Annotated in this window: 26 protein-coding genes; 3 read left to right on the top strand and 23 right to left on the bottom strand. The window is 46.9% G+C overall.

The annotated features are described in order from the left end of the window. Positions 1–23: 23 nt before the first annotated feature. The gene (locus tag ACQVGS_RS01970) at positions 24–1,262 is read right to left on the bottom strand and encodes an MFS transporter (RefSeq protein ID WP_326374004.1); all 1,239 of its coding nucleotides are present in this window, start codon (positions 1,260–1,262) and stop codon (positions 24–26) included. A 519-nt stretch (positions 1,263–1,781) separates the two neighbouring features. On the opposite strand from ACQVGS_RS01970, the gene ACQVGS_RS01965 reads away from it, so the two are divergent. Next, positions 1,782–1,907 (top strand): hypothetical protein, encoded by a 126-nt coding sequence (locus ACQVGS_RS01965; RefSeq protein ID WP_262927562.1) that lies wholly within the window; start codon positions 1,782–1,784, stop codon positions 1,905–1,907. Between the two features lie 31 nt (positions 1,908–1,938). Here the strand turns inward: ACQVGS_RS01965 and ACQVGS_RS01960 are convergent, their stop codons facing one another. The 16 genes from ACQVGS_RS01960 to spsA form a co-directional block, all read right to left on the bottom strand. Beyond that, positions 1,939–3,351, bottom strand: a complete 1,413-nt coding sequence (locus ACQVGS_RS01960) for an amino acid permease (protein WP_127696370.1) — start codon at positions 3,349–3,351, stop codon at positions 1,939–1,941. Further along, the gene (locus ACQVGS_RS01955) at positions 3,351–5,051 is read right to left on the bottom strand and encodes a M20 family metallopeptidase (RefSeq protein WP_106019747.1); all 1,701 of its coding nucleotides are present in this window, start codon (positions 5,049–5,051) and stop codon (positions 3,351–3,353) included. The genes ACQVGS_RS01960 and ACQVGS_RS01955 overlap by 1 nt, the downstream gene beginning before the upstream one ends. Positions 5,052–5,122: 71 nt before the next feature. Then, the gene (pruA, locus tag ACQVGS_RS01950) at positions 5,123–6,670 is read right to left on the bottom strand and encodes an L-glutamate gamma-semialdehyde dehydrogenase (RefSeq protein ID WP_491830823.1); all 1,548 of its coding nucleotides are present in this window, start codon (positions 6,668–6,670) and stop codon (positions 5,123–5,125) included. Positions 6,671–6,898: 228 nt separating this feature from the next. Next, positions 6,899–8,173 (bottom strand): glutamate dehydrogenase, encoded by a 1,275-nt coding sequence (gene rocG / locus ACQVGS_RS01945; RefSeq protein WP_024123255.1) that lies wholly within the window; start codon positions 8,171–8,173, stop codon positions 6,899–6,901. Positions 8,174–8,355: 182 nt separating this feature from the next. Next, positions 8,356–8,820 (bottom strand): biofilm surface layer hydrophobin BslB, encoded by a 465-nt coding sequence (gene bslB, locus ACQVGS_RS01940; protein ID WP_024123256.1) that lies wholly within the window; start codon positions 8,818–8,820, stop codon positions 8,356–8,358. A 327-nt stretch (positions 8,821–9,147) separates the two neighbouring features. Beyond that, positions 9,148–9,603, bottom strand: coding sequence for a dTDP-4-dehydrorhamnose 3,5-epimerase family protein (locus ACQVGS_RS01935; protein ID WP_010332322.1), 456 nt, complete (start codon positions 9,601–9,603; stop codon positions 9,148–9,150). Continuing rightward, positions 9,596–10,447 carry a dTDP-4-dehydrorhamnose reductase gene (rfbD, locus tag ACQVGS_RS01930; RefSeq protein WP_095712760.1) on the bottom strand — a complete coding sequence of 284 codons (852 nt, stop codon included), beginning with the start codon at positions 10,445–10,447 and terminating at the stop codon, positions 9,596–9,598. The genes ACQVGS_RS01935 and rfbD overlap by 8 nt, the downstream gene beginning before the upstream one ends. 13 nt (positions 10,448–10,460) lie before the next feature. Next, entirely contained in the window at positions 10,461–11,408 is a 948-nt protein-coding gene (gene rfbB, locus ACQVGS_RS01925) for a dTDP-glucose 4,6-dehydratase (protein WP_024123258.1), read from the bottom strand. A 2-nt stretch (positions 11,409–11,410) separates the two neighbouring features. Beyond that, complete coding sequence (locus ACQVGS_RS01920; RefSeq protein ID WP_106019749.1) at positions 11,411–12,148, bottom strand: sugar phosphate nucleotidyltransferase; 738 nt, start codon at positions 12,146–12,148, stop codon at positions 11,411–11,413. A gap of 24 nt (positions 12,149–12,172) precedes the next feature. Beyond that, on the bottom strand, positions 12,173–13,192 hold the full coding sequence (locus ACQVGS_RS01915; RefSeq protein ID WP_106019750.1) for a PseG/SpsG family protein: 1,020 nt from the start codon (positions 13,190–13,192) through the stop codon (positions 12,173–12,175). A gap of 1 nt (position 13,193) precedes the next feature. Further along, complete coding sequence (locus ACQVGS_RS01910) at positions 13,194–13,934, bottom strand: cytidylyltransferase domain-containing protein (protein WP_106019751.1); 741 nt, start codon at positions 13,932–13,934, stop codon at positions 13,194–13,196. Continuing rightward, on the bottom strand, positions 13,927–15,048 hold the full coding sequence (locus tag ACQVGS_RS01905; protein WP_106019752.1) for an N-acetylneuraminate synthase family protein: 1,122 nt from the start codon (positions 15,046–15,048) through the stop codon (positions 13,927–13,929). Before ACQVGS_RS01905 ends, ACQVGS_RS01910 begins: the two co-directional genes overlap by 8 nt. Further along, entirely contained in the window at positions 15,048–15,917 is an 870-nt protein-coding gene (locus tag ACQVGS_RS01900; protein ID WP_106019753.1) for a GNAT family N-acetyltransferase, read from the bottom strand. The genes ACQVGS_RS01905 and ACQVGS_RS01900 overlap by 1 nt, the downstream gene beginning before the upstream one ends. Next, positions 15,918–17,087, bottom strand: a complete 1,170-nt coding sequence (locus ACQVGS_RS01895; RefSeq protein WP_127696367.1) for a DegT/DnrJ/EryC1/StrS family aminotransferase — start codon at positions 17,085–17,087, stop codon at positions 15,918–15,920. Between the two features lie 20 nt (positions 17,088–17,107). Beyond that, positions 17,108–18,532 (bottom strand): CDP-glycerol glycerophosphotransferase family protein, encoded by a 1,425-nt coding sequence (locus tag ACQVGS_RS01890; protein WP_491830817.1) that lies wholly within the window; start codon positions 18,530–18,532, stop codon positions 17,108–17,110. Between the two features lie 4 nt (positions 18,533–18,536). Continuing rightward, positions 18,537–19,307 carry a spore coat dTDP-glycosyltransferase SpsA gene (gene spsA / locus ACQVGS_RS01885; RefSeq protein WP_476965647.1) on the bottom strand — a complete coding sequence of 257 codons (771 nt, stop codon included), beginning with the start codon at positions 19,305–19,307 and terminating at the stop codon, positions 18,537–18,539. Positions 19,308–19,627: 320 nt separating this feature from the next. On the opposite strand from spsA, the gene gerQ reads away from it, so the two are divergent. Then, positions 19,628–20,173 carry a spore coat protein GerQ gene (gene gerQ / locus ACQVGS_RS01880; RefSeq protein ID WP_024123267.1) on the top strand — a complete coding sequence of 182 codons (546 nt, stop codon included), beginning with the start codon at positions 19,628–19,630 and terminating at the stop codon, positions 20,171–20,173. Positions 20,174–20,219: 46 nt separating this feature from the next. Here the strand turns inward: gerQ and ACQVGS_RS01875 are convergent, their stop codons facing one another. The 3 genes from ACQVGS_RS01875 to ACQVGS_RS01865 all read right to left on the bottom strand — a co-directional run bounded on the left by ACQVGS_RS01875 (position 20,220) and on the right by ACQVGS_RS01865 (position 22,313). Further along, the gene (locus ACQVGS_RS01875) at positions 20,220–20,591 is read right to left on the bottom strand and encodes a DUF423 domain-containing protein (RefSeq protein ID WP_010332332.1); all 372 of its coding nucleotides are present in this window, start codon (positions 20,589–20,591) and stop codon (positions 20,220–20,222) included. Positions 20,592–20,653: 62 nt separating this feature from the next. After that, the gene (locus tag ACQVGS_RS01870; RefSeq protein ID WP_491830813.1) at positions 20,654–21,976 is read right to left on the bottom strand and encodes a purine/pyrimidine permease; all 1,323 of its coding nucleotides are present in this window, start codon (positions 21,974–21,976) and stop codon (positions 20,654–20,656) included. 19 nt (positions 21,977–21,995) lie between these two features. Next, the gene (locus tag ACQVGS_RS01865; RefSeq protein ID WP_095712750.1) at positions 21,996–22,313 is read right to left on the bottom strand and encodes a YwdI family protein; all 318 of its coding nucleotides are present in this window, start codon (positions 22,311–22,313) and stop codon (positions 21,996–21,998) included. Between the two features lie 166 nt (positions 22,314–22,479). Between ACQVGS_RS01865 and ACQVGS_RS01860 the strand changes: the two genes are divergently transcribed. Further along, entirely contained in the window at positions 22,480–23,850 is a 1,371-nt protein-coding gene (locus tag ACQVGS_RS01860) for an aldehyde dehydrogenase (protein WP_127696365.1), read from the top strand. 24 nt (positions 23,851–23,874) lie between these two features. Here the strand turns inward: ACQVGS_RS01860 and ACQVGS_RS01855 are convergent, their stop codons facing one another. From ACQVGS_RS01855 to ACQVGS_RS01845, 3 genes are all read right to left on the bottom strand, one after another. Continuing rightward, positions 23,875–24,552 (bottom strand): uracil-DNA glycosylase, encoded by a 678-nt coding sequence (locus ACQVGS_RS01855; RefSeq protein WP_127696364.1) that lies wholly within the window; start codon positions 24,550–24,552, stop codon positions 23,875–23,877. A gap of 13 nt (positions 24,553–24,565) precedes the next feature. Continuing rightward, on the bottom strand, positions 24,566–25,372 hold the full coding sequence (locus ACQVGS_RS01850) for a glycosyltransferase family 2 protein (protein ID WP_491830810.1): 807 nt from the start codon (positions 25,370–25,372) through the stop codon (positions 24,566–24,568). Between the two features lie 95 nt (positions 25,373–25,467). Beyond that, the gene (locus ACQVGS_RS01845; protein ID WP_024123274.1) at positions 25,468–25,995 is read right to left on the bottom strand and encodes a hypothetical protein; all 528 of its coding nucleotides are present in this window, start codon (positions 25,993–25,995) and stop codon (positions 25,468–25,470) included. Between the last annotated feature and the right edge of the window lie 8 nt (positions 25,996–26,003).

Here is a 26,003-nt window from a genome sequence, read left to right as displayed (position 1 = left end):
TTATAGGAATTTAGAAACTTTGTTTATTGGGATAAGGAATGATCTGCTTTCTGCTCATGCTTTCCGTACTTTTTATATGCGAATACACTGAGCACAAAACCGAGCACTGTAATGATGGCGCAAATCATTCCGACAGCTGCATAACCGTATCCCACATATACAGGTCCCATCAAAGCAGAACCTAATGTCACAGCCAAATTTGAGGCAAGGCTGTAAAACGCCATAATTTTCCCGCGATGACGCTCTGAGCAATCACTCAAAATGGTGCTGAGCAGCGTCACCGTCAAGCTTTGCATTAACCCCCAGATGAATAGACTGATGATTAGCAGAGGCATTGATGCGGGCGCATACGCGATACAAGCCAGCAGAACGCTGATGACCGCCAGCGCAATGATCAGAGAGCGCATTTTTCCAATGCGGTCGGCAATCTTACCTGTAAAGACACTCATGGAAAACCCGATGCCATAAATCATAATAAATAAGCCGGCAGCCGTATTGCCTCCGGTAAAAACGTCCTGTAGGTAAGAGCCTAAAAACGAATACATACCGTAAAAACCAATCATATTGCACAAAGTGATTATGATATAAACGGGAACACGCGGCACTTTAAGCGCGTCTCGAAATGTCCCCGCCGGCTCATCTTTTTCCTCCTGGACGGTGCTTTTATTATCGTTATGGCGGCGCATTTCAAATAAGAAGAGCAAAACAACAAGTGCACCCATCAAGGCGAAAATCCAGAATGTCCATCTCCAATGTAAGACGCCGCCTATAAATGATCCGATCGGCACACCGAAAATCAGTGCAAGCGACCAGCTTGATACGATCAGACCCATCACTTTCCCCCGATATGTATACGGAACACGATCCCCGACAACTGCGTAAGCGGTCGGGACAAACGCACCTGCCGCCAACCCTGAAAGCGCACGGCCTAAAAAGAAGAAAAAAATATTTTGCGCCAAAGCGCATATCACGGTTCCTATAATAAAGATCACGAGTCCCAGCATTAAACTCAGTTCTCTCGAGTATTTATCCCCTAAAGGCACCAGCAGCGGGGCACCGATAAAGATCATGATCCCATATATACTGATAGATAGCGCAAGCACGCTGACATCTGAGTTGAAGGCATCTGCTAAATCAGGCAGCAGCGGTGAAATGACAAGCTCTTCCGATCCAGCCGCAAATACGCCCATTGTTAAAGCCAGCGCAAGAAATAGCGGAAAATGATGTTTTGATTTGATGTGATTGTTTTGTTTACTGTTCATTCTCCCTTAACACCTCTTCCGGAATCTTAAAATAAAGTTGAATTATAGTTTAGCATCCTTTATTTGCAATTTACAATTCGAACGAAAATAATTTTCTTTTTATTATTTGCATTCAAATACGAATAAGGGATTTCTTGTTTCAAATTTAAAATAAAACAAAAACATATCCTGGGATATGCTATGTAATGCATTTGTTAAGGCGGGTCAGGTGATGAATCAAGGTTATTCACAGTTAGCCCGATTTCGGGAGGATTCATCCTTCAATTTACTGACTGGTCAACTTTGTTTATCATGCTGGCAGGGACCGGGTGTCTTATTTTTGTCACGGTTCTGACCGCATTGCCTGAATCACTGCCTGAAAGCTGATCACATGTCGGCACTTGCTTGGCGACCGGGCGTTTATGGGTTTTGCTTTCAGCCAGGCCTATATCGGGATCGGCATGTTTGCGTATATTTCCGGTTCGCCGTTTGTCCTGCAAAACATATACGGTGTGTCGGCTCAGATGTTCAGCATGCCGTTTGCCATCAACGGCGCTCGCCGGTGTTGCCGGGGAAGAAAACGCGCGGCCGATGGCGTTGAGTATATTCGGCTTTGATGTGCTCGCAATATTGTCCTATGTGTTTCTTGTCAGACGTAACGCGTAAAAAAGCTCTCCGGTCTCCCGGAGAGCTTCTTCTATTGCGCTTCTGTTTGCTCTTTTTTCAGCGGTTCATTTTGTAAGCGTTTCTTGACGCTCAGATGATAGTACGCATAGCAGAAAATAATGATTGGTACACCGCAGTACAAGCCGATTCTTTGATCTGGGATGAATATAAGGCTTATCAATACGCATCCGTATAATACAAACCCTAGAATCGGCACCAACGGATAAAGAGGGGTTCTGAATTCCAGGTCGTTCACGTTTCCGCCTTCAGCGAGGAACCGCCTGCGAAAGAAAAATTGCGAGGCGCAAATGGACATCCACGCGACAACTGTCACCATGCCTGAGATTGATATACACCATAAATACACGGTTTCTGCAGCCATGACGCTAGTCAGCAGCGAACAGCCGGAAATCCCAATCGTAATCAGCAGGGCATTGATCGGCACCCCTTTTTTGGTCAGTCTCGTTAAAAGGGCCGGGCCCATTTTGTTAGTTGAAAGCGACCACATCATACGCGAGGCTGCATATAAACCAGAATTGGCAACAGATAAAATCGCCGTTAATATGACAAAGTTCATCATATCAGCCGCAAATGGGATGCCGATTTGATCAAGCACCGCTACAAACGGACTCTCAATCACCCCAGCCGTTTCATACGGAAGAATGGCAACCAAGACAAACATAGCCAGCACAAAGAAAAACAGCGTTCGCCAGATGACATTTCGAATGGACTTTGGCAGTGTCTTTTCCGGACTTTCACTCTCCCCTGCCGCAATTCCGACCAGCTCTGTCCCCTGAAATGAGAAATTGACCATAACCAGCGTAAACATAACAGCCAGCACGCCATTTGGAAACAGTCCTTTATCAGTCATGAAATGAGATAGAAAAGGCGTTTCCTGACCGCCTTTAAAATCAATCAAGCCAAACACGGCGCACCCGCCGATCACGATAAATAATATGATCGCTGTCACTTTGATGCTCGAAAACCAAAATTCCATTTCCGCAAAGCTTCGGACAGACAGCGCATTAATCAAAAAGATGATGACACCGAAAACGAGACACCATATCCAGATCGGCACGGAGGGCAGCCATCTTTGCATCAAAATGCCCGCTGATGTTAGCTCCAAGCCGACTGTATTCGCCCAGCTGAACCAATACAGCCATCCGATCATAAAACCTGTCGACGGCCCCAAAAACTTTGTGGCGTAGGCTTGAAACGATCCGGACACCGGCATGGCGACAGCCAGCTCCCCTAAACAAAGCATGACCAGATACATTAAAAATCCGCCAATCATATAGGCAACAATGGCTCCGAGAGGACCCGCCTGGCTGATCGTAAAGCCGGAACCTAAAAACAGACCGGTGCCGATGACGCCGCCCAAGGCAATCATAAACAAATGCCGGCTTTTCATACTGCGCTGCAATTCATTTTTATGATCCTGCATCATCCTTCTCCCTTCGGCTCTTTTGTGCTGATATTCATCCGATAGCTTTGCAAAAGGTGAACAGTGGTCTGCTGTATCAGATCCGGTAATACATGAAATGTGTACGGCTTGTATACTCTTTCAGTCCATTTATGTCCGTCTTTTCCGTATACACCCATGTTAATGGAAGGAATGTTCAGTTTCCGTATGTCTTTGAACGGAACGGTTCCAATCATCTCCCACCCCGGGAAGTTTCTGATAAAGGAATCAATTTCGTCATCGGTTTCATGCAGCGATAAAAAGCTGCCGTCTGCCAAGTAAGGGAAAAACTTTTTGAAAACAAAGGTTTCGCCTGTCGTTTCGGCGGTTTTGTCCACCGCTTCTTTGATCACATGCTGCAATAGCTGGTCTCTTGTGCTTTCTTCTTTTAAATAGTTATGCGGTAAATAAGGAGGAGCATAAAACAGAATGACTTTTGCGCCCTGATCGGGATCAAGCTTTTGGAGTTCTTCAATTGCATGAAAACATCTCATGCGCAGTTCAAGGTGCTCATTGGCTTTGAATGCTTGCTCTATACACTGCTCAGGATCGACGCCGCGGCTTCTTAGCTTTTCCATGTATTGATCCAAACTGAAGACTTGAATATCCCAAGACAAATGTCTCTTCGGAAGATTTGTTCGTTTCAGATATTCTTCATAATAATCTGATAATTTTTGTTCTGTGTCCCGGCACGCCTCCTCAGCGACTTGGGTAAGCTGGTCCATGACTTCCTTTGCTGTTTTTTCATAGATAAAATAATTGAAATACAAATAGCTGCTGACGGCGGTTTGGACGTTATAGGATTCTTTGTTATCACGCTGGTACAAGCAGGATGGGGGCAGAACCAATTCGCCATCAATCTTTTCTGCTAAATGAATATTGTTGTGGATGCGTCTTGTGATTTCAGAAGAAATGAGATTTGGATCGATGCCAGCAAGCGTGTCTCCGACATGCACTTCCCGGCCGGATATATAAAAGCAAGGCAGCAGCTTTCCCGCGGCTCCGGTATAAATATATCTGGTTGAATCACCATCGTACAGCGGCGTAATAAAATCGGTATTAATGGCAGCCAAATACTGAATCTGTTTTTCCTTTTTTAATCGGTTCAGCTCAGAAATACTGGCGAGAATACCGGCATGCTGACTTTCTTCATCCGGGTTTGCCATAAATAATAGATTTCCCGGCAATGCTTTGGGGTTCTCTGAAAAGTGCAGGAGATTGGACAAATGCACCGCGATGCCGCTTTGCATGTCGACAGAGCCTCTGCCGAACATCCACTCACCCGACTTGGCGTCCCGCTGAACGTCTTCATCAAAGTCATAGTTGGAGAAATACTCAGCCAATTTTCCAGAATCAAAAGCGATATCCTTAAGCGGGCCGAAATCTTCAATTCCCACCGTATCCAAGTGGGCGTGATAAATGACAGTATTCCGGCTTTCCCCGCTGCCTTCCACAAACGCAAAAATATTTTTCCGGTTGTACGGGTCATTAGGAATAGCCTGTTCCCATACATGGCAAGGATGTTCCTGAAAGTAAGGATAGCTCATGATGACTTCTTTGATAAAATCTGCTTTCGTCCCTTCGCCGATGGTGCCGTTTACACTGCTGAGGCTGACCAAAGACTTTGTCAGTGTCTCAACCCGTTCTGCCGGCGGCATGTGACTGATTTTTGTATAGAGCATACATCATCCCCCTCATCCAAACATGTAAATAGTGCGATCTAAAAACAATCGCACTATTTCGGTTTTCTCAATTAATACGCTTCGGACGTTGTTTTCGCCTGCATATGAAGAATTAAATAATCCGGACCTCCTGCTTTTGAGTCTGTTCCGGACATATTAAACCCGCCGAATGGCTGATAGCCGACAATAGCTCCGGTACAGCCTCTGTTAAAGTATAAGTTTCCGACATGAAAATCCTCGCGAGCCCGTTCAATGTGCACACGGTTTTTCGTCAGCAGAGCGCCTGTCAGTCCGTATTCTGTGTTATTTGCAATCTCAAGCATATGGTCGAAATCACGCGCTTTGCAGATGGCAGCAACCGGACCGAAGATTTCTTCCTGCATGAGACGCGCATGTTCATCAACATCTGCAAAGACCGTCGGCTGAATAAAGTAGCCTTTTGAATCATCGCCTTCTCCGCCGGCCAAAAGCTTGCCTTCAGACTTGCCGATTTCAATATAGCTCATGACTTTATTGTAGGAAGCTTCATGAATCACAGGCCCCATATACGTATCAGGATCTTCCGGACTTCCGACTGTCAGCGTTTTGGTCAGCGCAACTGCTTTTTCTACGACTTCATCATAGACATCCTGATGAATCACTGCACGGGAACCCGCTGAACATTTTTGCCCTGAGTACCCGAATGCGGAGTAAACAATAGAAGCGGCAGCAAGATCCAAATCGGCATCTTTGTCGACAAGCACTGTGTCTTTCCCGCCCATTTCAGCAATCACGCGTTTCAGCCATTTTTGGCCCGGCTGCACTTTTGCGGCACGCTCGTAAATCCGGCAGCCGACCGCACGGGAACCTGTAAATGATACAAATCTTGTTTTAGGGTGTTCTACTAAGAAATCACCAATTTCCGCTCCGTCTCCCGGAATGTAATTGAGAACGCCGTTTGGCAAACCCGCTTCCTCCATCACCTCGACAAATTTAGCAGCCACTACTGGCGCAGCATCTGCCGGCTTCAACAGGATCGTATTCCCCGTGACAATCGCAGCTGCAGCAGTCCCTGCCATAATGGCGAGCGGGAAATTAAATGGCGAAATGACAATGCCGACGCCAAGCGCTTCATAATGATATTGATTGTACTCGCCTGCCCGGCTCTTTACCGGAGCCCCGTCCTTCAGTTTTAAGATTTGGCGCGCGTAGTACTCTAAAAAGTCTATTGCTTCCGCTGTGTCAGCATCTGCTTCCTTCCACGGTTTTCCCGCTTCCTTTACAAGATAGCTTGAAAATTCATGCTTTCTTCTGCGCAAAATAGCCGCAGCTTTAAAAAGGATATTCGCACGGTGCTCCGGTCTTTGTTTTTTCCACGATTCAAATGCCTGTAACGCTGATTGCATCGCTTTTTCAGCAAGCTCTTGATTAGCCGTTGAGGCGTAGCCGATCACTTCTTCCTTATTGGCCGGATTAATCGAAGCAATTTTACGATCCGTTTCGATCTTTTCTCCATTAATGACAAGCGGATAATGCTTGCCGAGCTGAGTATTTACAAAGGCCAGTGATTCTTGAAAGGCTGTTTTATTCTTTGCTTCCTTAAAATCAGTGAATGGTTCGTGCGCATATGAAACGGTCATATGTAATCCCCCTCGTTATGTAATGTGTCTTCATACGAATATAAAAGCAAGATTCGTACCAATATTTCGTCTTTTCACAAAAAAACTTGCAGAATCGCAGAGAACTTTGTCAGAAATCTAAACATTTTCCCTTTTATGAATATAACGTGCAAAATCTATTTGCGATTTCCATGCCATACGCAAACAAAAATGCAAAATGATTTTGCAGGAGAAAGGGGGATTATCCCCCTAAACCCATCCGCGGAATTGAGACGCCTCTGCAGATTTTCTGATGCCCGTCATGTAAGCCGCCAAGCGCATATCGACTTTGTGTGCGGCCGCGGTCTGATAAATCGTTTCAAATGAATTGACCATCACGTTTCTCAGCTTTTCAGCAACCTCTTCTTCTGCCCAATAATATCCTTGGTTGTTTTGAACCCATTCAAAGTAAGAAACCGTTACGCCGCCGGCACTCGCCAGTATATCCGGCACCAGGAGTACGCCTTTTTCATTCAAAATCTTTGTCGCGTCGATTGTCGTCGGCCCGTTAGCCGCTTCGACCACAATTGAGGCCTTAATGTTATGGGCGTTTTTGGCTGTGATTTGATTTGAAATAGCCGCCGGCACTAAAATATCGCATTCTTGTTCGAGCAGCTCTTCATTTGTGATGACATCTGTAAATAAATTGGTGACCATTCCGAAACTGTCCCGCTTATCGAGCAAATAAGGAATATCGAGGCCATCCGGGTTGTACAGACCGCCGTGGGCATCCGAAATACCGATAACCTTGGCGCCGGCATCATGCATAAATTTAGCCAGAAAACTGCCGGCGTTCCCAAAGCCCTGTATGATGATGCGCGCGTTTTGCAGCTTGATTCCTTTTTTCTTAACCGCTTCTTCTATACAAATGGTTACGCCTTGAGCGGTTGCTGTTTCCCGGCCCTGTGAGCCGCCTAAAACGAGCGGTTTTCCTGTGATAAAACCCGGGGAATCGAATTCCCGAAGCCGGCTGTATTCGTCCATCATCCACGCCATAATTTGCGAATTGGTGTATACATCGGGAGCGGGAATATCCTTTGTCGGGCCGACTAACTGGCTGATGGCGCGGACATACCCCCGGCTCAGCCGTTCCAATTCTCCAAATGACATCGTCCGCGGATCACAAATAATGCCGCCCTTTCCGCCGCCGTACGGCAAATTCGTGATCCCGCATTTGAGCGTCATCCAAATCGATAACGCCTTCACTTCCTCTTCATTCACCTCGGGATGAAAACGCACGCCCCCTTTTGTCGGGCCGACCGCGTCATTGTGCTGTGAACGATAGCCTGTAAACACTTTCACACTGCCGTTATCCATTTTCACCGGAATTCGTACAGTGAGCATTCTCATCGGCTCTTTCATTAACTCATACATTCCGCTCGGATAGCCCAATTTCCGCAGGGCTTCCTTTATGATCGCTTGCGTAGACAGAAATAAATTGAGAGCTTCTTTTTCTTCATCCTTTGTGATTTGTTTTTCTGACATGTTTTTTCACCTCATCATATTTTTATCTCCAGAAAAATGTAAGCGCTTTTAAAAAACTGTAATAGATCAATTCCTTTCTTGATTGGGTTCACCCTTATCTACATGCAAGATTCGTACCAGTTTTTTAACCATACAAAAAAAGAGGCTGATATCACACCAGCCCCTGATCATTTCTATTGATATTAACGAGGGTCGATAACCAGCTGTGTTTCAGCATAAAAACTGCCGATTCCCAGACCGTTTACCACATCGCCTTTAATCGTGTATGTGCCTGCACGCGGAAGCGTTTTGCGCACCATGACGAGATCGAATTCAGACGCCCCTAACAAATCAAGAGTAAGCGGCAGCCTGACCGTTTTTCCATCGTTTAAAATCTGTGTTTCTTTCAGTGTTCTTCCATTCACAGAATCTCTTGTTGTCGCGTGGAATCCGTCAGGAAATTGAAACTCGACTGCTCCCAGAGAAAGCACTGCGTTTGGTTTATAAGTCACTTCAATATCTGAAGTCGTCCATTCTTTTGTACTGTTTACGGTTTTTGCCTCAATTGATGCAGACTGTGCATGCGCTTGGCCTGAAGGAAGCAAGATTGATAGCAGGACAGCTGAACTGATGAAAAATGAAGATACAAATGAATTTCTTTTTAACATGACATTTCCTCCTCAAATCACGGTTGGAATTTGGCCAGAGCGTCCTCTGCAGAAAAAGCGTTTTACCGTAACTCGCGAATTACCATTTCTTTTTCTTAAAAGTTAATCTATCACCATTTTCCATGGAAGTAAATGTTTTTTAAGGAATATTAACACTTGGAATGATGTAATAAATTCATCCTATTTACACAAGATTCTAATAGACTATTTCTGATCCGTATCTAGTAAAATATGCGCCTTGTATCTCTATCTTTTGTCCTGATATCAAAACAGGACAAAAAAAGTCGAAGATGCCTGATGATCTTCGATGGATAACTGCTCTATGATTTATTTAAATTCGGTATTCCAGTTAAAACCGATTGTCTCATCATTCCATGGGATTCTTTTTTCATCGGGCTGATCAGGGTTATACGAGGTTGTCGTAAAATAGATAATTGTCAGCGGCGTTTCGCCCAGCACTCTGTATCCGTGAGCGACGCCTTTTGGAATCAATAACAGCATCGGGTTGTCTTCTCCCATATAATAGACATCGGTTTCTCCCTTTGTTTCTGAATCCTCCCGCAGGTCGTAAAGGACAACCTGAGCGTGGCCTGTCGGGAAGAACCAGAGATCATCCTGCTTCTCGTGATAATGAAACGCTTTAATCACACCCGGATAGCTTTTGGACCAAGACGCCTGCCCAAAATGCTCAAGAAGGTTCTCATCATCGCGAACCAGTTCGGCAAAAAAACCTCTGTCATCACAATGCTTTGTCAGTTTCTTAACCTTGACTCCTTCAATCACGCGCACTGCTCCTTTCCTGCAAAAATTCCCGTAAAGCTTCCCGCCAATGGCGCGGGCGTATGCCGGCTTCTTCAATGGCCCGGTGGCTCAGCACAGAGTAAGCCGGCCGGGGTGTCGGATTCCCGTATTCCTCTGTCGTCACGGGCGTAATCGTTGTGTTCAGCCCGCTTTCTTCCATAATGGCCTTTGCGAACTCATACCAGCTGCATATGCCTGAATTGCTGACATGGTAGATGCCCGGCGGATGACTGAACAGCTTGATGACCGCTTCCGCCAAATCCTTCGTATAGGTCGGCGAGCCGATTTGATCATTCACAACCCGCAGCTCTTGTTTTGTTTCTGCGAGCTTCAGCATCGTATGAACAAAATTGCTGCCGCTTTGTCCATACACCCACGATGTTCTGATGATCGTGCTGTCGGTTCTTGCTAACTGGATCAGCTCTTCTCCGAGTTTTTTGCTTTTACCGTAGATGGTGTTCGGGTCAAGGTGGCCGTCTTCCCTGTATGGCTGGGTCCCCTTCCCGTCAAATACATAATCCGTGCTGATATGAACATATTGCGCTCCGATGCGGGATGACTCCAGCGCAGTGTAATAAGCGCCAACTCCGTTGATCAAGTATGCTTTATCCAGCTCCGTCTCGCATTTGTCGACGGACGTAAACGCGGCGGTATTGACCACGATATCCGGCTGATAATGCCCGAACGAATGCCGTACAGAACGCTGATCGGCGATGTTCATCATCTGCTTTGTTAATGCAATGACCTCATATCCGGCTTGCTTCAGCTGGCGGCACAGCTCCAAGCCAAGCTGTCCGCCCGCACCGGTTACCAATACCTTTGTCAATCGGATCACCTTCTCATCGGTCATTGTCTGTATACCAGCGAATCGTGCGCGCAATGCCTTCTTCAAACGGCACTTCCTGCCGCCAGCCAAGCTCATTTTTCAGCTTTGACGCATTGATCGCGTAGCGCCGGTCATGCCCTTTTCGGTCTTCGACGTGAGCAAACAATTCCTCACAGCCCAAATGTTTCATGATGATACTCGCCAGCTCTTTATTCGTGCGTTCATTTCCGCCGCCGATATTATACACCTCACCGTCGGTTCCTTTTTCTAAAATCAGCTTGATGGCGCGGCAATGGTCCTCTGCAAAAAGCCAGTCTCTGATCTGAAGCCCGTCGCCGTAGAGCGGAACCGGCAAGCCTTGTTTTGCATGGCGGATAATCGTTGGGATCATTTTTTCACTATGCTGATATGGGCCGTAATTGTTGCTGCAGCGTGTAATAATAGCCGGCAGTTTGTGTGTTTTCACATACGATAGAACAAGAAGGTCAGAGCTCGCTTTGCTCGCGGAATAAGGGTTGTTAGGAGAAAGCGGCGTTGCTTCCGTAAATGCGGGATCATTCGCTTCTAAATCCCCGTACACCTCGTCTGTTGAAATATGAATCAGCTTTTTGGCTTTTCCTTGTAAGACTGCCTCAGCCAGACGGTATGTGCCCATGACATTCGTTGTGATAAACGGCTCCGCTTGGGAGATGCTTCTGTCTACATGCGATTCCGCGGCGAAATGAATCACGGCGTCATAGGTCTCGTCAAACGCCCGGTCGATATCCTCCTGAATGCTGATATCCCCTTTTACAAACCGAAACCGGCTGTTTTCCTTTAGTTTTTCGATTTCCTGCGGGTGGCTGGCATACGTTAATTTATCTAGAACGGTAATGCGCGCATCCGTTTCCTCCAGCATGAGCTTTGTAAACGTGAGCCCTATGAACCCGGCCCCGCCTGTAATGAAATATGATTTTGCCATAGCTATTCGTCCTGTCCTTTCTGTAAAGCCTGATGTACCAGCCGGGAGGCGAGATAAAGCGATTCGTGTGTTCCTGCATCGACCCACCAGCCCGATAACACATCATACGTAAGCTTGCTGTTTTCAATGTATAAATTATTTACATCAGTGATTTCCAGCTCGCCGCGCTTGGATGGTGATATTTGTTCAATATACGAAAACACCTCTGCATCATACATGTAAATACCGGTTACACAAAGGTTGGTCGGCGGATGTGCAGGTTTTTCAATAATGGATCGAATGTGTTTGTTTTTCTCATCAATCTCAGCAATCCCAAAACGTTCTGGATCACCCACTTCTTTCAGAAGCACTTTCGCCCCTTTTCCCTGCTGTTGAAATCGCTCCGTATAAGGCTTTAATGAATCTTCGAATATATTATCACCTAATAATAAAATGAAAGGCTCCTTTCCGGTAAAGCGTTTTGCATATGATAACCCATCTGAAATTCCCGATGCGGCGGGCTGCACTTGATAAGTGACGGAGACGCCAAGCTCCTCCCCGCTTCCCAGCAGCTTATAAAACTGCGGCATGTGCTCTTTTTGGCTGATGAGTAAAATCTCTTTAATTCCGGCTTCCTCAAGCTTCATTATCGACCAGTAAATCATCGGATAAGGGCCTACAGGAAGCAAATGCTTGTTGACGGCTTTGGTTAAGGGCATAAGGCGTGAGCCGTTTCCTCCGGCTAAAATGACACCTTTCACATTAACACTTCCTTACGTGCATTTTTATATCTTATCATCAAGCAAATCATAAAGAATGGCTGATACCCGTTTCATTCCTTTTCCATCTACAAGCGGCCTTCCTCCCTCGTGCAGAGAAAGACGGAGAGGATAGCTGCTGAATATTTGTGACATATGATAAGCAAGCTTTTCAACGGATATATTCTCTCCCAGGCCAAGATCAAGAACGGCACCATGTTCCGCAAATTTTGCAGCGGTTGCGGTTTGATGGGCAACCTGAGAAAGCACGAGGCACGGCACGCCGATACAGATCGCTTCATAAAGCGAGATGCCGCCGGCGACAATGGCTGCATCTGCTTGCTTCATAAACACAGCCATGTCATTTGTCTGCTCGATTAGTGCGTATTGGGGTTTGTTTTGAATCAATTTACGGACCGCCTCTTGATGCGGTGAAGCGCTGCCCATGATAAAAATCATTTTCTTGTCTTTCCTGTCCGGAAGCTGATCGGCCGCTGCTATCACTTTAAAAACAAGCTGCTTTGGATCGCTTCCTCCTAATGCAACAAGAATATTGCGGCAGTCTTCCTTAAGTGCGTAATCAGCTCTTGCGGCTTGAAAGGCAGGGTGGAGAATAAGATAATCCGGGCCTTCATAGACACGGGCGTTTCCCTGATCGTAAACCTTGCTTCTAACATCGCCGTAAATTCCGTTAATGACCGCATCACTTTGACCTATCGCTTTCTCATTTTTTTCTTCGAACAGAACGATTTTGGCATCTGTGCCTGCTTTTATTTTTGTTAATAAATCGACAGGTGCACCAAGGATATCGAATAAAAGCAGATCGAGCTTTTTATCGTTTATTTCCCGGAGAATACATTCATTTTGCTGAAGCCCCGGTTTTACGATGACCTGCCAGTACTCTTCTTGAAGAAATTGTTCAGACTCGTCATTTGTGTAAAACGTAATGGAACAGCGGTGTTTGAGTTCTTGCGCAAGCCTTTTCATTCGAACGACGTGCCCCATTCCTTTCTCGAACCCGCCGTCTGCGAATATCCCGATATGCATGCTACTCAACCTCTTTTTGCTTTGTCATACCGTTCATCGCCGCCAGATCAGGGTGCTGGTTCAGCAGGCTGATTAACTCTGCAGCCGAGACATCAGGGCGCTCGCCTGCTTTTTGATAGAGGGCTGAGACCAATTGATAGTCTTCCTCCGTATCGACGGTCAGCCGATATTGAGGAGCGCAGAGCTGTTCCGGAGCCTCTAAAAACTGCAAACGGTAAAGATGGGGATGTTTCCGGACATACAAGGTGACATGCTCTTGGTATTTATCCTCCAGCATTTTGATGCCGCTGATATCGAGCAAAAGCTTGGCGCTCACCGCTTCACCGCAAATGCCTAACGGCGTGTTCAGGATATACGTATAATCCGCACCTTGATCAAGATGAGCCGAAATCATCATATCGAGCAACTCTGGATCGACAAACGGATTATCCCCCGTTAAGCGGATGACGACTTCCGGTTTCGAAGCCTTTATGACTCGCGCAAATCTGTCGAGAACCCGTTCCTCACTGCCGCGGAAAACGCGAATGCCGTTCTTGATGCAGTGTGCCTCTAATACATCGTCGGCTTTTTTGTCAGATGTAGCGATGACAAGATTATCGCGCTCCTTTTGATAGAATGCGCTTTGCCGTACGCGCTGAACGAGAATATCGAGTAAATGCTCCGAACCAAGCGGACGCAGTACTTTTCCAGGAAGGCGTTCCGATCCCATTCTCGCCTGCACGATAAAAAGTATGTCATCCATGGGACGGGCTGTCCTTCGTTAAAATATCTTCCCACGTAATGCCTGTGTCTGCCGGGATGTCCCTTACCGCACGCACGCCGCCGGTCAATAGCTCAAAAAATCTCGGGTGCAGCCCCTGAGGCTTTTGTCCGGGGCGGAGCACGGCAATATTGTTTTCGCTGAAGGCATCCCCTTTTTGAATCGGAACCGTTGTGAAAATTCCCCTATATGCAAATTTTCTGATCTCACCCTCAATGGCAGTTGTTGTTTTGTATGAACTGCCCAGCAGCTTTTCAGAAACTGGCTTCCTGATGCCTAGTTTCAGCTCGGCTTCCGTTTCCCTGATGGCCTTGACCATTTCCTTTAATTCATCCGGATTTAATGCAAATGAATGATCAGCCCCCGGCAGGTTTTTATCGATAGTAAAATGCTTTTCTATCAGTCTGGCGCCGAGCCGGACCGCGGCACATGGCGCTTCTGTCGGGTGCTCGCTATGATCCGAAAAACCGATGGGCGCATCCGGAAAAGCGGCGGCAAGCATCGGGATCACACTGAGGTTGCTGTATTCAGGCGGTGCAGGGTATTTCGCCACACAATGCATAATGGCAATTTCGTGGTTGCCCTCTGCTCTGATGGTGCGCCAAGCCTCATGAATATCAGCAATTTCCGCTCCGGCTGTCGAAAAAATCATCGGCCTGTTCATGCGGGCGACGTACTTGAGCAGCGGGAGATGGTTAATTTCATAGGATGCGATTTTAAAAGCACTTGGAGAAGTGGAAAGCAGCAGATCAGCTGATCCTTCATCACACACCGTGCTTAAAAAAATCACCTGTTTCTTGCGACAGTAGTCCAAAAGCGGATCAATCCACTCCGCGGGCAATTCCATGGACTGAACGAGAGAAAAAATTGATACATCATTGCCCGCAGCCGTTTTGTATAATCCAGGATCTTTCTGATACATCTTATCAGCCTGGAACATTTGAAATTTAACGGCATCTGCACCCGCTTCCGCCGCGGCATCAATCAGTGCAAAGGCCTGATCCAATTTTCCGTCATGATTAATTCCTGCCTCGGCAATGATAAAAACGGGAGCACCTTTGCCGACAGTTTTGTTTGCGATCTGAAAACCCGCCATTATTTCGCCTCCTTGCCCGGCCAAATGTGGTAATAGTAATATGATTGAACAGCGGTGAAGCCCATTCTTTCATATAGGCGGATCGCTCTTACATTATGAAGCTGCGTCCCCGCTGTTACCGTTTTATGCTTCAGCGTCTCCGGTTGTTCTATGAGATGCGCCAATAAATGAAACGCGATACGCTTGCCTTCATACCCCGGCTTCACAGCCATCAAATCAAGCACATACTCATCACCTTTTGATAAACCTTGCAGGTAGCCGATTATTTCCCCATTATATTTAGCGGCAATATTGATATCCGCTCTCCCCATCAGATTGTTTCGTGTCCACTCTTGAAAGATTTTGTTCGCTGCCTCACGGCTGAGATAAGGATCGTGAAAATATCTGCTTTTCGTAAATGCGTCGCTGGCTAACTGGCAAATCTCTTCGGTGTCTCCAGGCTCAGGCTGAACCAGTTCAAAAAATGGCGGCGTTTTTTCATATATAGACGGGGTCTTCGCCAGTTTAAGCAAACTGCCGACAAAATAAGAGGACGGCTGCTGCTGAATGACATGTACTGCTCCGATATCCTCTGCCGGTACACGCACAAACACAAAATCCGTTTCATCCGTTTGCCGAACAGAATAAAAGGCCTGAAATAGCCGTTTCAGCTGTCCTGTGCTGTTAGCCGCGAGAAGCTTTACGTTCATGACTTTTTTCTGAAGCATTTTGCTTTCCCAAAGGGCGTCTTCATACAGCATCACGCCTTGAAGCTGGCTGTTTTCAAATAGGCCGAGCGAAAATTGATACGACCCGTCAAGTGTCATCTGTTTGCTTTGGAGAAATTCCATGATCGCCTCTTTGGAAACATTCTCTTTTATCGTATACACCTAACCAGCCCCTTTTGCGATGTCCCGCACGGCCTCTATCACGTCGTTGACATCTTCGTCAGACATTGATGGATACAGCGGGAGTGACAGGGTGCGTTTGTAATACTTCATGGCGAGCGGGTAGTCTGTTTCCTTAAATCCGAATTCCTTTTGATAATACGGATGAATATGCACTGGGATAAAATGAACACTGGTCCCGATATTGTATTCATCCTTTAGAGCCGTAATCATTTCATCCCGAGTGACGCCGGCCTGTTTTTCATCAACTTGCAGGACATATAAATGCCAGGCGTGCCGTCCTTCGTTGTGAACAAACGGCGTGATCAGCCCCGGGATTTGCTGAAAAGCGGCTTGATACTGACCTGCAATCTCTTCTCTCCGTTTTTGCATGTCATCCAGCCGTTTCAGCTGATGAAGCCCGAGCGCCGCCTGCAGATCAAACATGTTCATTTTGTAGCCGGGCGACTCGATCTCATAGTACCAGCTGCCATTTGAAGAATAACGGTTCCACGCGCCTTTGCTCATGCCGTGAAGGCTCAGAACCCTGATTTTGTCGGCAAGCTTCTCATCATCCGTCGTCAGCATGCCGCCTTCCCCTGTCGCCAGGTTTTTGGTCGCGTAGAAGCTGAATGCTGTCGCATCCCCGATGGAGCCGATCATTCTCTGCTTATAAGTGGTGTATACTGCGTGCGCCGCATCCTCGAGCACAAATAGACCGTGCGTTTGGGCAATGGCTAAAATTGCGTCCATGTCACAGGACTGCCCCCCAAAGTGGACGGGTACAACGGCTTTCGTCCGCGGTGTGACCGCCGTCTCAAGCTTTTTCGGATCAATGTTAAGCGTCTTTTCATCTATATCCGCAAACACCGGCGTTGCTCCGGTATGAATAATCGTATTGGCGGTTGAGCTGAACGTCAGTGGAGAGGTTATGACTTCATCACCCGGTCCGACCCCTTTTGCTTTTAAAGCCAAAAATAAAGCAGCGGTACATGAATTCAGCGCCACGGCGTGCTTAGCTCCGACAAACGCGGCAAACTCTTTTTCAAACTGCTGAACCTTCGGACCTTTGGAAAGCCATCCGGATTCAAGCGTTTCTGTGACCTCCTGAATTTCTTCCTTTCCGATCAGCGGCAAGGAATAAGGAAGAAAATGATTTCTCTTTTGCACCATTTCTTTGCGCTCCTATCGTTTTATTCAGAATGATCCCGCCTGTAATCAACTCCTGTTTTTGCTCTCAGTTCCGAAAACAAGGCGAGCGTCGACTCAGTAACCGGGTAATTGGAAGCCGTAAATGACAGACGCGCCGCTTCAGCCTTCTGATACATGGCGGGATTTTGAAGAACCTCAATCAGGGTGCGCGCTAATTCCTCCGGTTTTTCAAATATAAAATCGCCAAGAGACTCGTAATAAGGATACGTGCGGTTTCCGGTCGATTTCCCGATCAGTGCGGGCTTTTGAAACAGCATGGCCTCAAGGCCCACCGTTGAGGTTTGTGTCACAGCGGCGTCAGCATACGCCAGAATATCGTACAGATCCATCTCTTTTTTGATGACTCTGCATGCTTTATGTTTTTTTGCCGCCGCATGATACAGATCCAGCTTGTTTTTTCCGATTTCCCATGGGTGAGGTTTAATGATGATTTGCAGCTGTTTTTGCGTGGTAAGCTCCGCTAACACACTTGAATAAAATTCCTCGGAAAAGGGCTGTGTCGCGATCAAAATGATTTTTTTAGACGGGTGAAAGGCCAGCTTTCGATAAAATACTGACATGTCCATAGGTGTCCTGTTAAAAATTTCGTCAAAGCGGGGATGTCCCGTTATGAGAATCTGTTCTGGTTTGCAGCCTTTTTGCTGATACCAACCAGCTTCATATGCGCCAAAAACAGCCTGATAGGTTGTAAAAACGGGCAAGAAGGCTTCATCACCCATCAGCGCTCCATGCTGAAGGCAGACGCTCACGGCCCCTCTCCTTTCGCACATAAGAGCGAGCACCCTGCTGTAAATGTCTTCTGTCGTTCCTACAACAACGGCAGAAATGTTCTCTTTCTTGAATAAAGCATCTACTGTGTCAATGGCTTCCATGAACAAAGGAATATCCTTGAAAAGCCGTTCACGAAATGCTTGATCACCGAATGCCGGGTGGTCATCATAAGCCGAAAGAATCGAAAAAGCCTTTTCAAGATACGGCTTCGGATCGCCTTTTTCACATGAAGCAGCCACTTCAGGCTTGCTGATCACAGGCAAATCGCAATAATTCGGCATACTCCATCTTGCCAAAACAGCTGTTTTCTCAGGATCAAATTGGTAGTAATTAGCGTTTACAAAACGAAGGTGATCAAAATGCAAGATCACTTTTCCCTTAACAGGCGCGTCATTTGTTTTGGCAATGCTCTGTTTTTTCTCTTCAAAAAACGTCTGAATCTGGCCTTCATCGATATCCTGATCCGCAGGCCCGAATAATTCCGGTTCTTCTTCCATCATCACTCTCAGCTCAGGGCTGATGTATTGGTAAAAATTACTGATAAGCCCGAGCGGAATCCCCTTGTAGCGAAGCCTGTCAAAAAGCTCCGCATACTTCCGGTACAACACCCAATAATTGCTTAAATAGGCCGACAAACTCTCACCCCATTCCAAGCTTTTTTAATGATTCACGCAGTTCGCGGCAGTTGCGCTGCGGAGGAAGATTCCGAACGAACTCGTTTTTTTCTGACTTAAACAGCTGAAAATGAATGGATTGGTCTGTAATATAGTTCAGATCAAGCTCCTCGGCCAGCGGGTAAAACGGATAAAAATGATTGACTCTCCAAAAGAACCGGGCATCGCCGATCCGATAAAACGCCGGGCTTTCATCCCAATAAGAGCCAAACGCCTCCTTCACCTTCTCAAGCACCGAATACCTGTGCATCACCGAGCAATGATCAATTGCGCACGGAGCGTTCCACGTTACTTGATTGGCGGGCCTGACAGTTTCTTTTATAATGTCTCGATTCTGGTTTAAGTGATAGGTTTTCGAGCTTGAGTAGATCACAGCCTTTTCCGGGTGATCATCGAGTTCACGCACCATCTTTAACAGCCGATCCGGCATATAGATGTTGTCATCCGTCGCATAGGTGATATATTCACCCTCTGCCATCTCAATCGCTTGATTGATCAGGGCCGCGTATCTCGTTTTTTCCGTTCTTTCCTTCACTCCAGATACATCGCTTTGATAGAAATGCACACGGTTATCATTCAAAAAGGGACGGATTTCATTCAGCGTCTCTTCATTTGAGTTGTCATCCATAATAAACAATTCAAAATCAGAAAAAGTTTGTGAGAGTATGCTTAAAATGGACTTTGCCACATAATCGCTTTTGTTATAACTCGTCATAATCACTGAAACTTTCGGCAAATCCTACACCTCCTTCTTGAATTTTCACACCTGAAACTAACGTTATCTTATGTTGCTTAAGCGCAAGTTGCGCTAGGAATACAGACTAATATGCGAAAAGATTGTGTACGTCCATTGAAAAAACAGTGATCGCCCAGAGAAATCGGCACGCTCACTGTTCTTTTTTTCAGCATATTCCAAGCTTTGGCCTCATAAGGTGAAAGAGATAAAAATCGCACTAGCGACTAAGATCGTTTGTCATCGGAGGTGAGTCATCTCGGATCGTTTATTTATACATCCGGAACATGTTCTGAATGGTTTTCATAAAAAGGAGGAACGATATGAAACCGAAAAAAAATCAATATCAGCAAATGCAGGGATATGATATGCAGGGGTATTCGCCTCAATTCGGCCCAAATCCGTACCCGCAGCCGCAAGGGCAAGGCCCGCAAATGCAAGGCCCACAAATGCAGACTATGGGACAAATGCAGCAAATGCCCATGCAGCAGGGGCAGCAAGGCTTCGGATTCCCCACTCAGCAGCAAGGCCAGGGCGGCGGGTTTCAAATTCCATCGGGGCCGACGCCATCGGGCGGCCAAAACATTCCCGGCATGCTGCCTGTCGAGGAATCATATATCGAAAATATACTGCGCCTGAACAGGGGAAAAACGGCTACCATCTATATGACATTTGAAAACAGCAAAGAGTGGGGATCAAAGATTTTTCGCGGCGTCATCGAGGCTGCGGGCCGGGATCACATTATTATCAGTGATCCAAAGACAGGAACCCGCTATCTTCTGCTGACGATCTATCTTGATTACGTTACCTTTGATGAAGAAATTGCATATACGTACCCATACTCGATGTCATCCTATTCGCCAAGATAGAGAAAAAAAGCCAATCACTCATAATCATGAGGATTGGCTTTTTTATTTATAGATATTTGACGGCTGCGACAACGATCATGATCCAAGAAATAATGAACGCCACACCGCCAAGCGGCGTGATTGCCCCGAGAATGGAAATTTGCGTCACACTGAGGATGTATAAGCTTCCGGAAAACAGCACAATCCCCGCAAACATCAGCCAGCCGGCTGTTGTGACGCTGCCGATGCCAGACAGTTTATCCGCAAGAAACGCGACAACAAAAAGCCCCAGCGCGTGATACATATGATACTGCACGCCTGTGTGCCACACCTGAAGATATTTATCAGGAATTTTCCCTTCTAATCCGTGTGCGCCAAATGCCCCGAGGCCCACGGCAAGCATGGCATTAATAGCGCCTAATATAATAAATACTTTCATCTATTCTCTCCCGCCTTTTCGTTAAACTCATATCAATTATCATATCGCACCTGTATGAAAATTCAATGTTTGTTCTCTGATGACACGAGATTGTCGGATTTTCTCCTGCGCCAAAGCTGAAACTGATCCATCGCTATTGCAGCAAGCGTCCCTAAGACAAGCCCGTTGCTTAACAGAGAAATAAACACCGGATGCATATCCTTTAATGCACTTTCTGGCACAAACATAATGCCGACACCTGTAAGCAGTGAAATGCCGATCACAGCCCGCACTCTTTTCAGCTCTGATTTCTCATAGGAATCAAATTCAGCAAACGCCAAACCAACCATTGCCGAGAACACAACAAAGTTTACCGCGAATCCAACGGGTGACGGCAGACTCGCAAACGCATTCATAAAAAACGGAATCACGCTGATGAAAACGACCAGCATACTGCCGAGAACAAACGGCTTTTTAGAAGGCATCTTTGTCGTTTCAATAAAACCCGCGGCTCCCGAAATCGGAACCGGTGCAATGGCTCCAGACAAACCGCTCAGCAAATGGCTGAATGCAGCCGCAAAACCGGCAGGGCGCTCATGACGCTTTCCATCTGTCTGTTTGCCGAATTTTTTCACCGCAATGTCCACAACCTTCATACTTGCCAGCATGTTAACGATCAGCAGGATCGTAATAAAAACCGAGGTGATGGCTAGGCCGCTGTTAAATAACGGAGCACCGAACGGAAACAGAGACGGCAGCTGAAACAGCCGATCCGGCATTTCGATCGGTTTCGCAACGCCCGCAGCCGCAAACAGCACCCATCCGCCGAAAAGGGCCAATAAAATAGAATATTGCTTTAAAAAAACGATATTAGAATTTGACATGATAAAAGCTGCGGCGACGACAACCAGCGCGAGGACAAATACAAGACCGTCCACGCTGTCTTTTAAATAGCCGATGCCGAGAAGCCCTTTTATTATCGGCTGGCTCAGCTGCATGACGAGCAGCAGCAAATAGACCCCTGTCACAACCGGAGTAAACAAGGCAGCAAGCCGGTCAATGACCTTGAAGACACTTAACAAAAAGAAACATACAGCGCTTACAAGAAGCGCCCCCTGCAAGCCGCGCAATGTTTCGCCATATGTCGCAAACACCGTTCCGGTCAGGCCGCCGTAGATCGTGTACACTCCCCACCACAAGCCGGCAGGGCTTTCATTTATAGGCAGCCGGTGTCCTTTCAAACACTGAATAACTGCGGCAATTCCCAATACAAAAAAAGTGCTTTGAATCAGCCGTGCAGAATCTGAATGATCCAGATGAAACGACTGGGCAACCGCCACCGGAACAACAATCGCCGCGGCAATCATAAACGCTGTCCATTGCAGAGCGCCAAGAACCAATTTCACGTAAGCTCAACCTTTCTGATTAAAAATCAAATAAAGACTCTCCGTTTCCATCCTCTTCCTGCTTATCTTTTTCCTGCTTCCGATATTTGTTTAATCCCGCGCTGCCCATCATTTTTTCCATCAGCAGCTGGTCTGTCGAAGGCGGCGCCGAAGGACTTGCCGTGACACTCGGCTGAATGCGCGGCGTGCTCCCCGTCTCCGGCTGATCCAGCACGACGTCGCACAAAGAACGGACGACCGCCACGTGACGCTTCAGCTCCTCATCACCTTCAGCCGTCTTTGCTTTCTTCAATTCCTCTTCCATCTTCTGAATCAAAGCGGATATATGAATGTTCATAAAAAATCCTCCAAAAATAAAATGTAGTCTCCCTGCATTTTATCAAATTCCCGCCGCAAACGCAGACAAGAGTTTGTTATTTTTTCTGACAAGCGCCTCGCATTTGACAAGCAGAAGACAATTTTCACATAATGAATCACCATGACCCGCAGGAAGGAGAGAGAATATGAACAGCATCCCCTCTATTGTCAGCAGCCATCAAGCATTTTTCGCGGCAGGGCATACGAAATCAATTGACTCAAGACTGGACGTCTTAAAGAAACTGAAACACACCATCAAAGCGTATGAAGCAGACATCACAGCCGCTCTCTATCAGGATCTTCACAAATCTGAACAAGAAGCATACTCAACGGAAATCGGCATCGTTCTGGAGGAAATCAGCTTTGTGATGAAACGGCTGAAAAAATGGGCCAAGCCGAAAAGAGTCAAAACGCCATTGACCCATATCGGTTCCAAAAGTGTCATTATCCCCGAGCCGTATGGCACCGTCTTGGTGATTGCGCCATGGAACTATCCCTTCCAGCTGGCGCTTTCTCCACTGATCGGAGCCATTGCGGCCGGAAACACGGTCGTTCTCAAACCCTCAGAATATACGCCAGCTGTTTCGGCTGTTCTTTCCGATCTCATCCGCGACGTTTTTCCGGATCATTATGTCGCTTTGGCGGAAGGCGGGCCGGACATCAGCACAGCTTTATTACAGCAGCCGTTCGACTACATATTTTTTACGGGAAGCGTCGCCATAGGAAAAGTTGTCATGGAAGCGGCGGCCAAACAATTAATCCCTGTCACCTTAGAGCTGGGGGGCAAAAGCCCCTGCATCGTGCATAAGGATGCTGACATCAAGCTTGCCGCCAAACGCATCGTCTTCGGGAAATTTACGAATGCGGGCCAAACCTGCATCGCACCGGATTATTTGCTCGTTCACAAAGACATCAAAATAGCGCTTGCGGAAGAAATGAAGCGTGTCATTGGCGAGTTTTACGGACCGCAGCCCGAACTGAATCCGGCTTATGGCAAAATCGTCAGTGAACGCCACTATCAGCGGCTGCTGAGCTTTCTGAAAGACGGCGTCGCGCTAAGCGGCGGCCAAGCCGATCACAGGCACCACAAAATAGCGCCGACCATTCTCGATCAAGTCACAGATGATTCCCCTGTAATGCAAGAGGAAATTTTCGGACCCATTCTTCCGCTGTTTACATATCGCGGCATCGATGAAGTCATTGAGAAAATCAAGTCGCGTCCCAAGCCGCTCGCCCTGTATGTGTTTACGACAAACCAAACAATTGAACGAGAGGTATTAGAAAACCTGTCGTTTGGCGGCGGCTGTGTCAACGATACGTTAATGCATGCCGCGACACCGTATTTGCCATTTGGCGGCGTGGGAGAAAGCGGAATCGGCAGCTATCACGGATTTGACAGTTTTAATACATTTACGCATAAAAAAAGCGTCGTCAAGCAAACGAACCGCTTCGACTTCGCTTTCCGTTATCCATCCTCCAAAAACGGCTTGCGTTTGATTCGAAAAATACTCAAATAAAAAAGCGCAGGCCATCTGCGCTTTTTATAAATCCTTTATACACCAATCAATCGGAGCCTCACCCATTTTCTCCAAGAAGGCATTTGCCCTTGAAAATGGCCTGCTGCCAAAAAATCCGTTTCTTGCTGAGAACGGGCTGGGATGCGTCGATTCAATAATAAAATGCTTGGACGTATCGATCCGTTCTTTTTTCATTTGGGCATGCCGGCCCCACAATATAAAGATGATCGGCCGCTCTCTTTCATTCAGCACGTCAATCATCCGGTCAGTCAGCCGCTCCCAGCCTTTTCCCTTATGGGAATTCGCCTGTCCGCGCCGCACCGTGAGCACGGTATTCAGCAAAAGAACCCCCTGCTTCGCCCAGCTGACGAGCGACCCGTGATTCGGTATGCTGCATCCGATATCATCCTGAAGCTCGAGAAAAATATTTTTTAATGAAGGCGGCTGCTTCACGCCCGGCTTTACGGAGAAGCTTAAGCCTTGAGCCTGTCCAGGCCCGTGATACGGATCTTGGCCGAGAATGACCACCTTGACATCATCGTACGGCGTATAGTGCAGCGCATTAAAGATATCGCGGCTGTCCGGATAGATCGTCTCCTCCATGTATTCCCGCTTCAGCATTTCTCTCAGCTCTTGATAATACGGTTTTTCAAACTCTTCCTTCAGCTGTTCCCACCAGCTGTCCTGTAAAAGCTGTTTCAAGATGCAAACCTCCTTACGAACGATGAAGTCTGGAATAGACAGGTTTGCCATCCCAAACAATCTCACTTTGTGCTTCCCGCCTCTTCATGTCAGGCTCTTCAAGCAGGACGGCAAAGTTTTTCGTCGGCAGTTCCCCTAGTCCGTGCTTCTCGCTTAAACGATCCAAATATTGCTTCCGCTTGGCGCCAAGGTCTGCGGACTGATTGTCTCCCGCGTCACTGAATGCATATATCACACTGGCACAAGGCACACGCTTGACCCGGTAATCCTTCGCTGCACGCAAGTAAAAATCCCAGTCCCAATAATTATGCACATCAGCATCGAAATACCCGATCTCATCGTGCAGGAAACGTCTGTACATGCTGCCCGATGGCACGTAGGTCGAGAACACTCTCATATCCTCATAGTCAGCGGTATAAGCAAACAATTTCCGTGACACTGGATATCTTGTTCCGTTTTTCTCTTCAAACGAAACAATTTCGGCATCAGAATGAACGAAATCTGCCGTTTCCATTTCCTTCGCCATTCTTTCCAGATGGCCCGGCGTGAAGAAATCATCATCATCACAAAGCATGATACAGTCGCCTGACACCTCTTTGACACCCGCATTTCTCGCGGCCACATGGCCTGAGTTCTTCTCTAAATCAATCACAACAATCGGCAGATCCGGATACAGTGCTTTGGCCCGCTCAACCGATTCCCCGGCATCATTGACAATAATGACTTCATACGGCTTCATAGTCTGCTGCGAAATCGACTCCAGCAGCTCGCACAAAGCCGGAATCCGATTATAGGTCACAATTACGATAGAAATCTTCATGATGCTCTCCTTCTCATTTTCATAGTCATGTACTATTAAAACATATATTGGACGGGAGATCAGTGGGAAGATCCTACCGAACTGTGAAATGGAAACTACAGAAACAGCAATGTGACGCCTACCAGAAGCACCATAATCAGCATCAGATCTGCGCATACACGAACGACATCTTTCAGGCGGACGCCATTCGGCAGGACGAGATGCCACAGCTTCGATTGATAGACCGGCAGCAGCACCAATGCGTAAGAAAGGCACAAAAAAGTGAATGCCGGCGGAACAAAAGCACAGCCTGCATCGTCCCAATCCCTCACAATTTCAGAAACACTCGTTCCATCTGATAAGAACAAACCAATCAGCAAGGCCAGCAGAACAAAGGACCCCAATTGAACATCAAACAGACGCATGCGTTGGTGGCAAGCAAGCCTGAGTGCCCAAAACCAGCCTATAGAATAGAAGAATAATAGAAAAATGATTGCACCAGCAGTAAAAACAACATCTGGCAGCCTATCGAGCAAAAAAACAAGCGGTACGGACACAGCCATAACCAAAAGCATGGAGGCACCCACAAACAAAAATACAGCCACATGAATAACAAAGCCATATAAACAAGAGCCGAGTCTCATGACAATCC

The organism is Bacillus sp. SD127 (assembly GCF_058566445.1).
The sequence above is the reverse complement of the archived record's forward strand: the minus strand, read 5'-3'. Positions and strand labels throughout refer to the sequence as shown.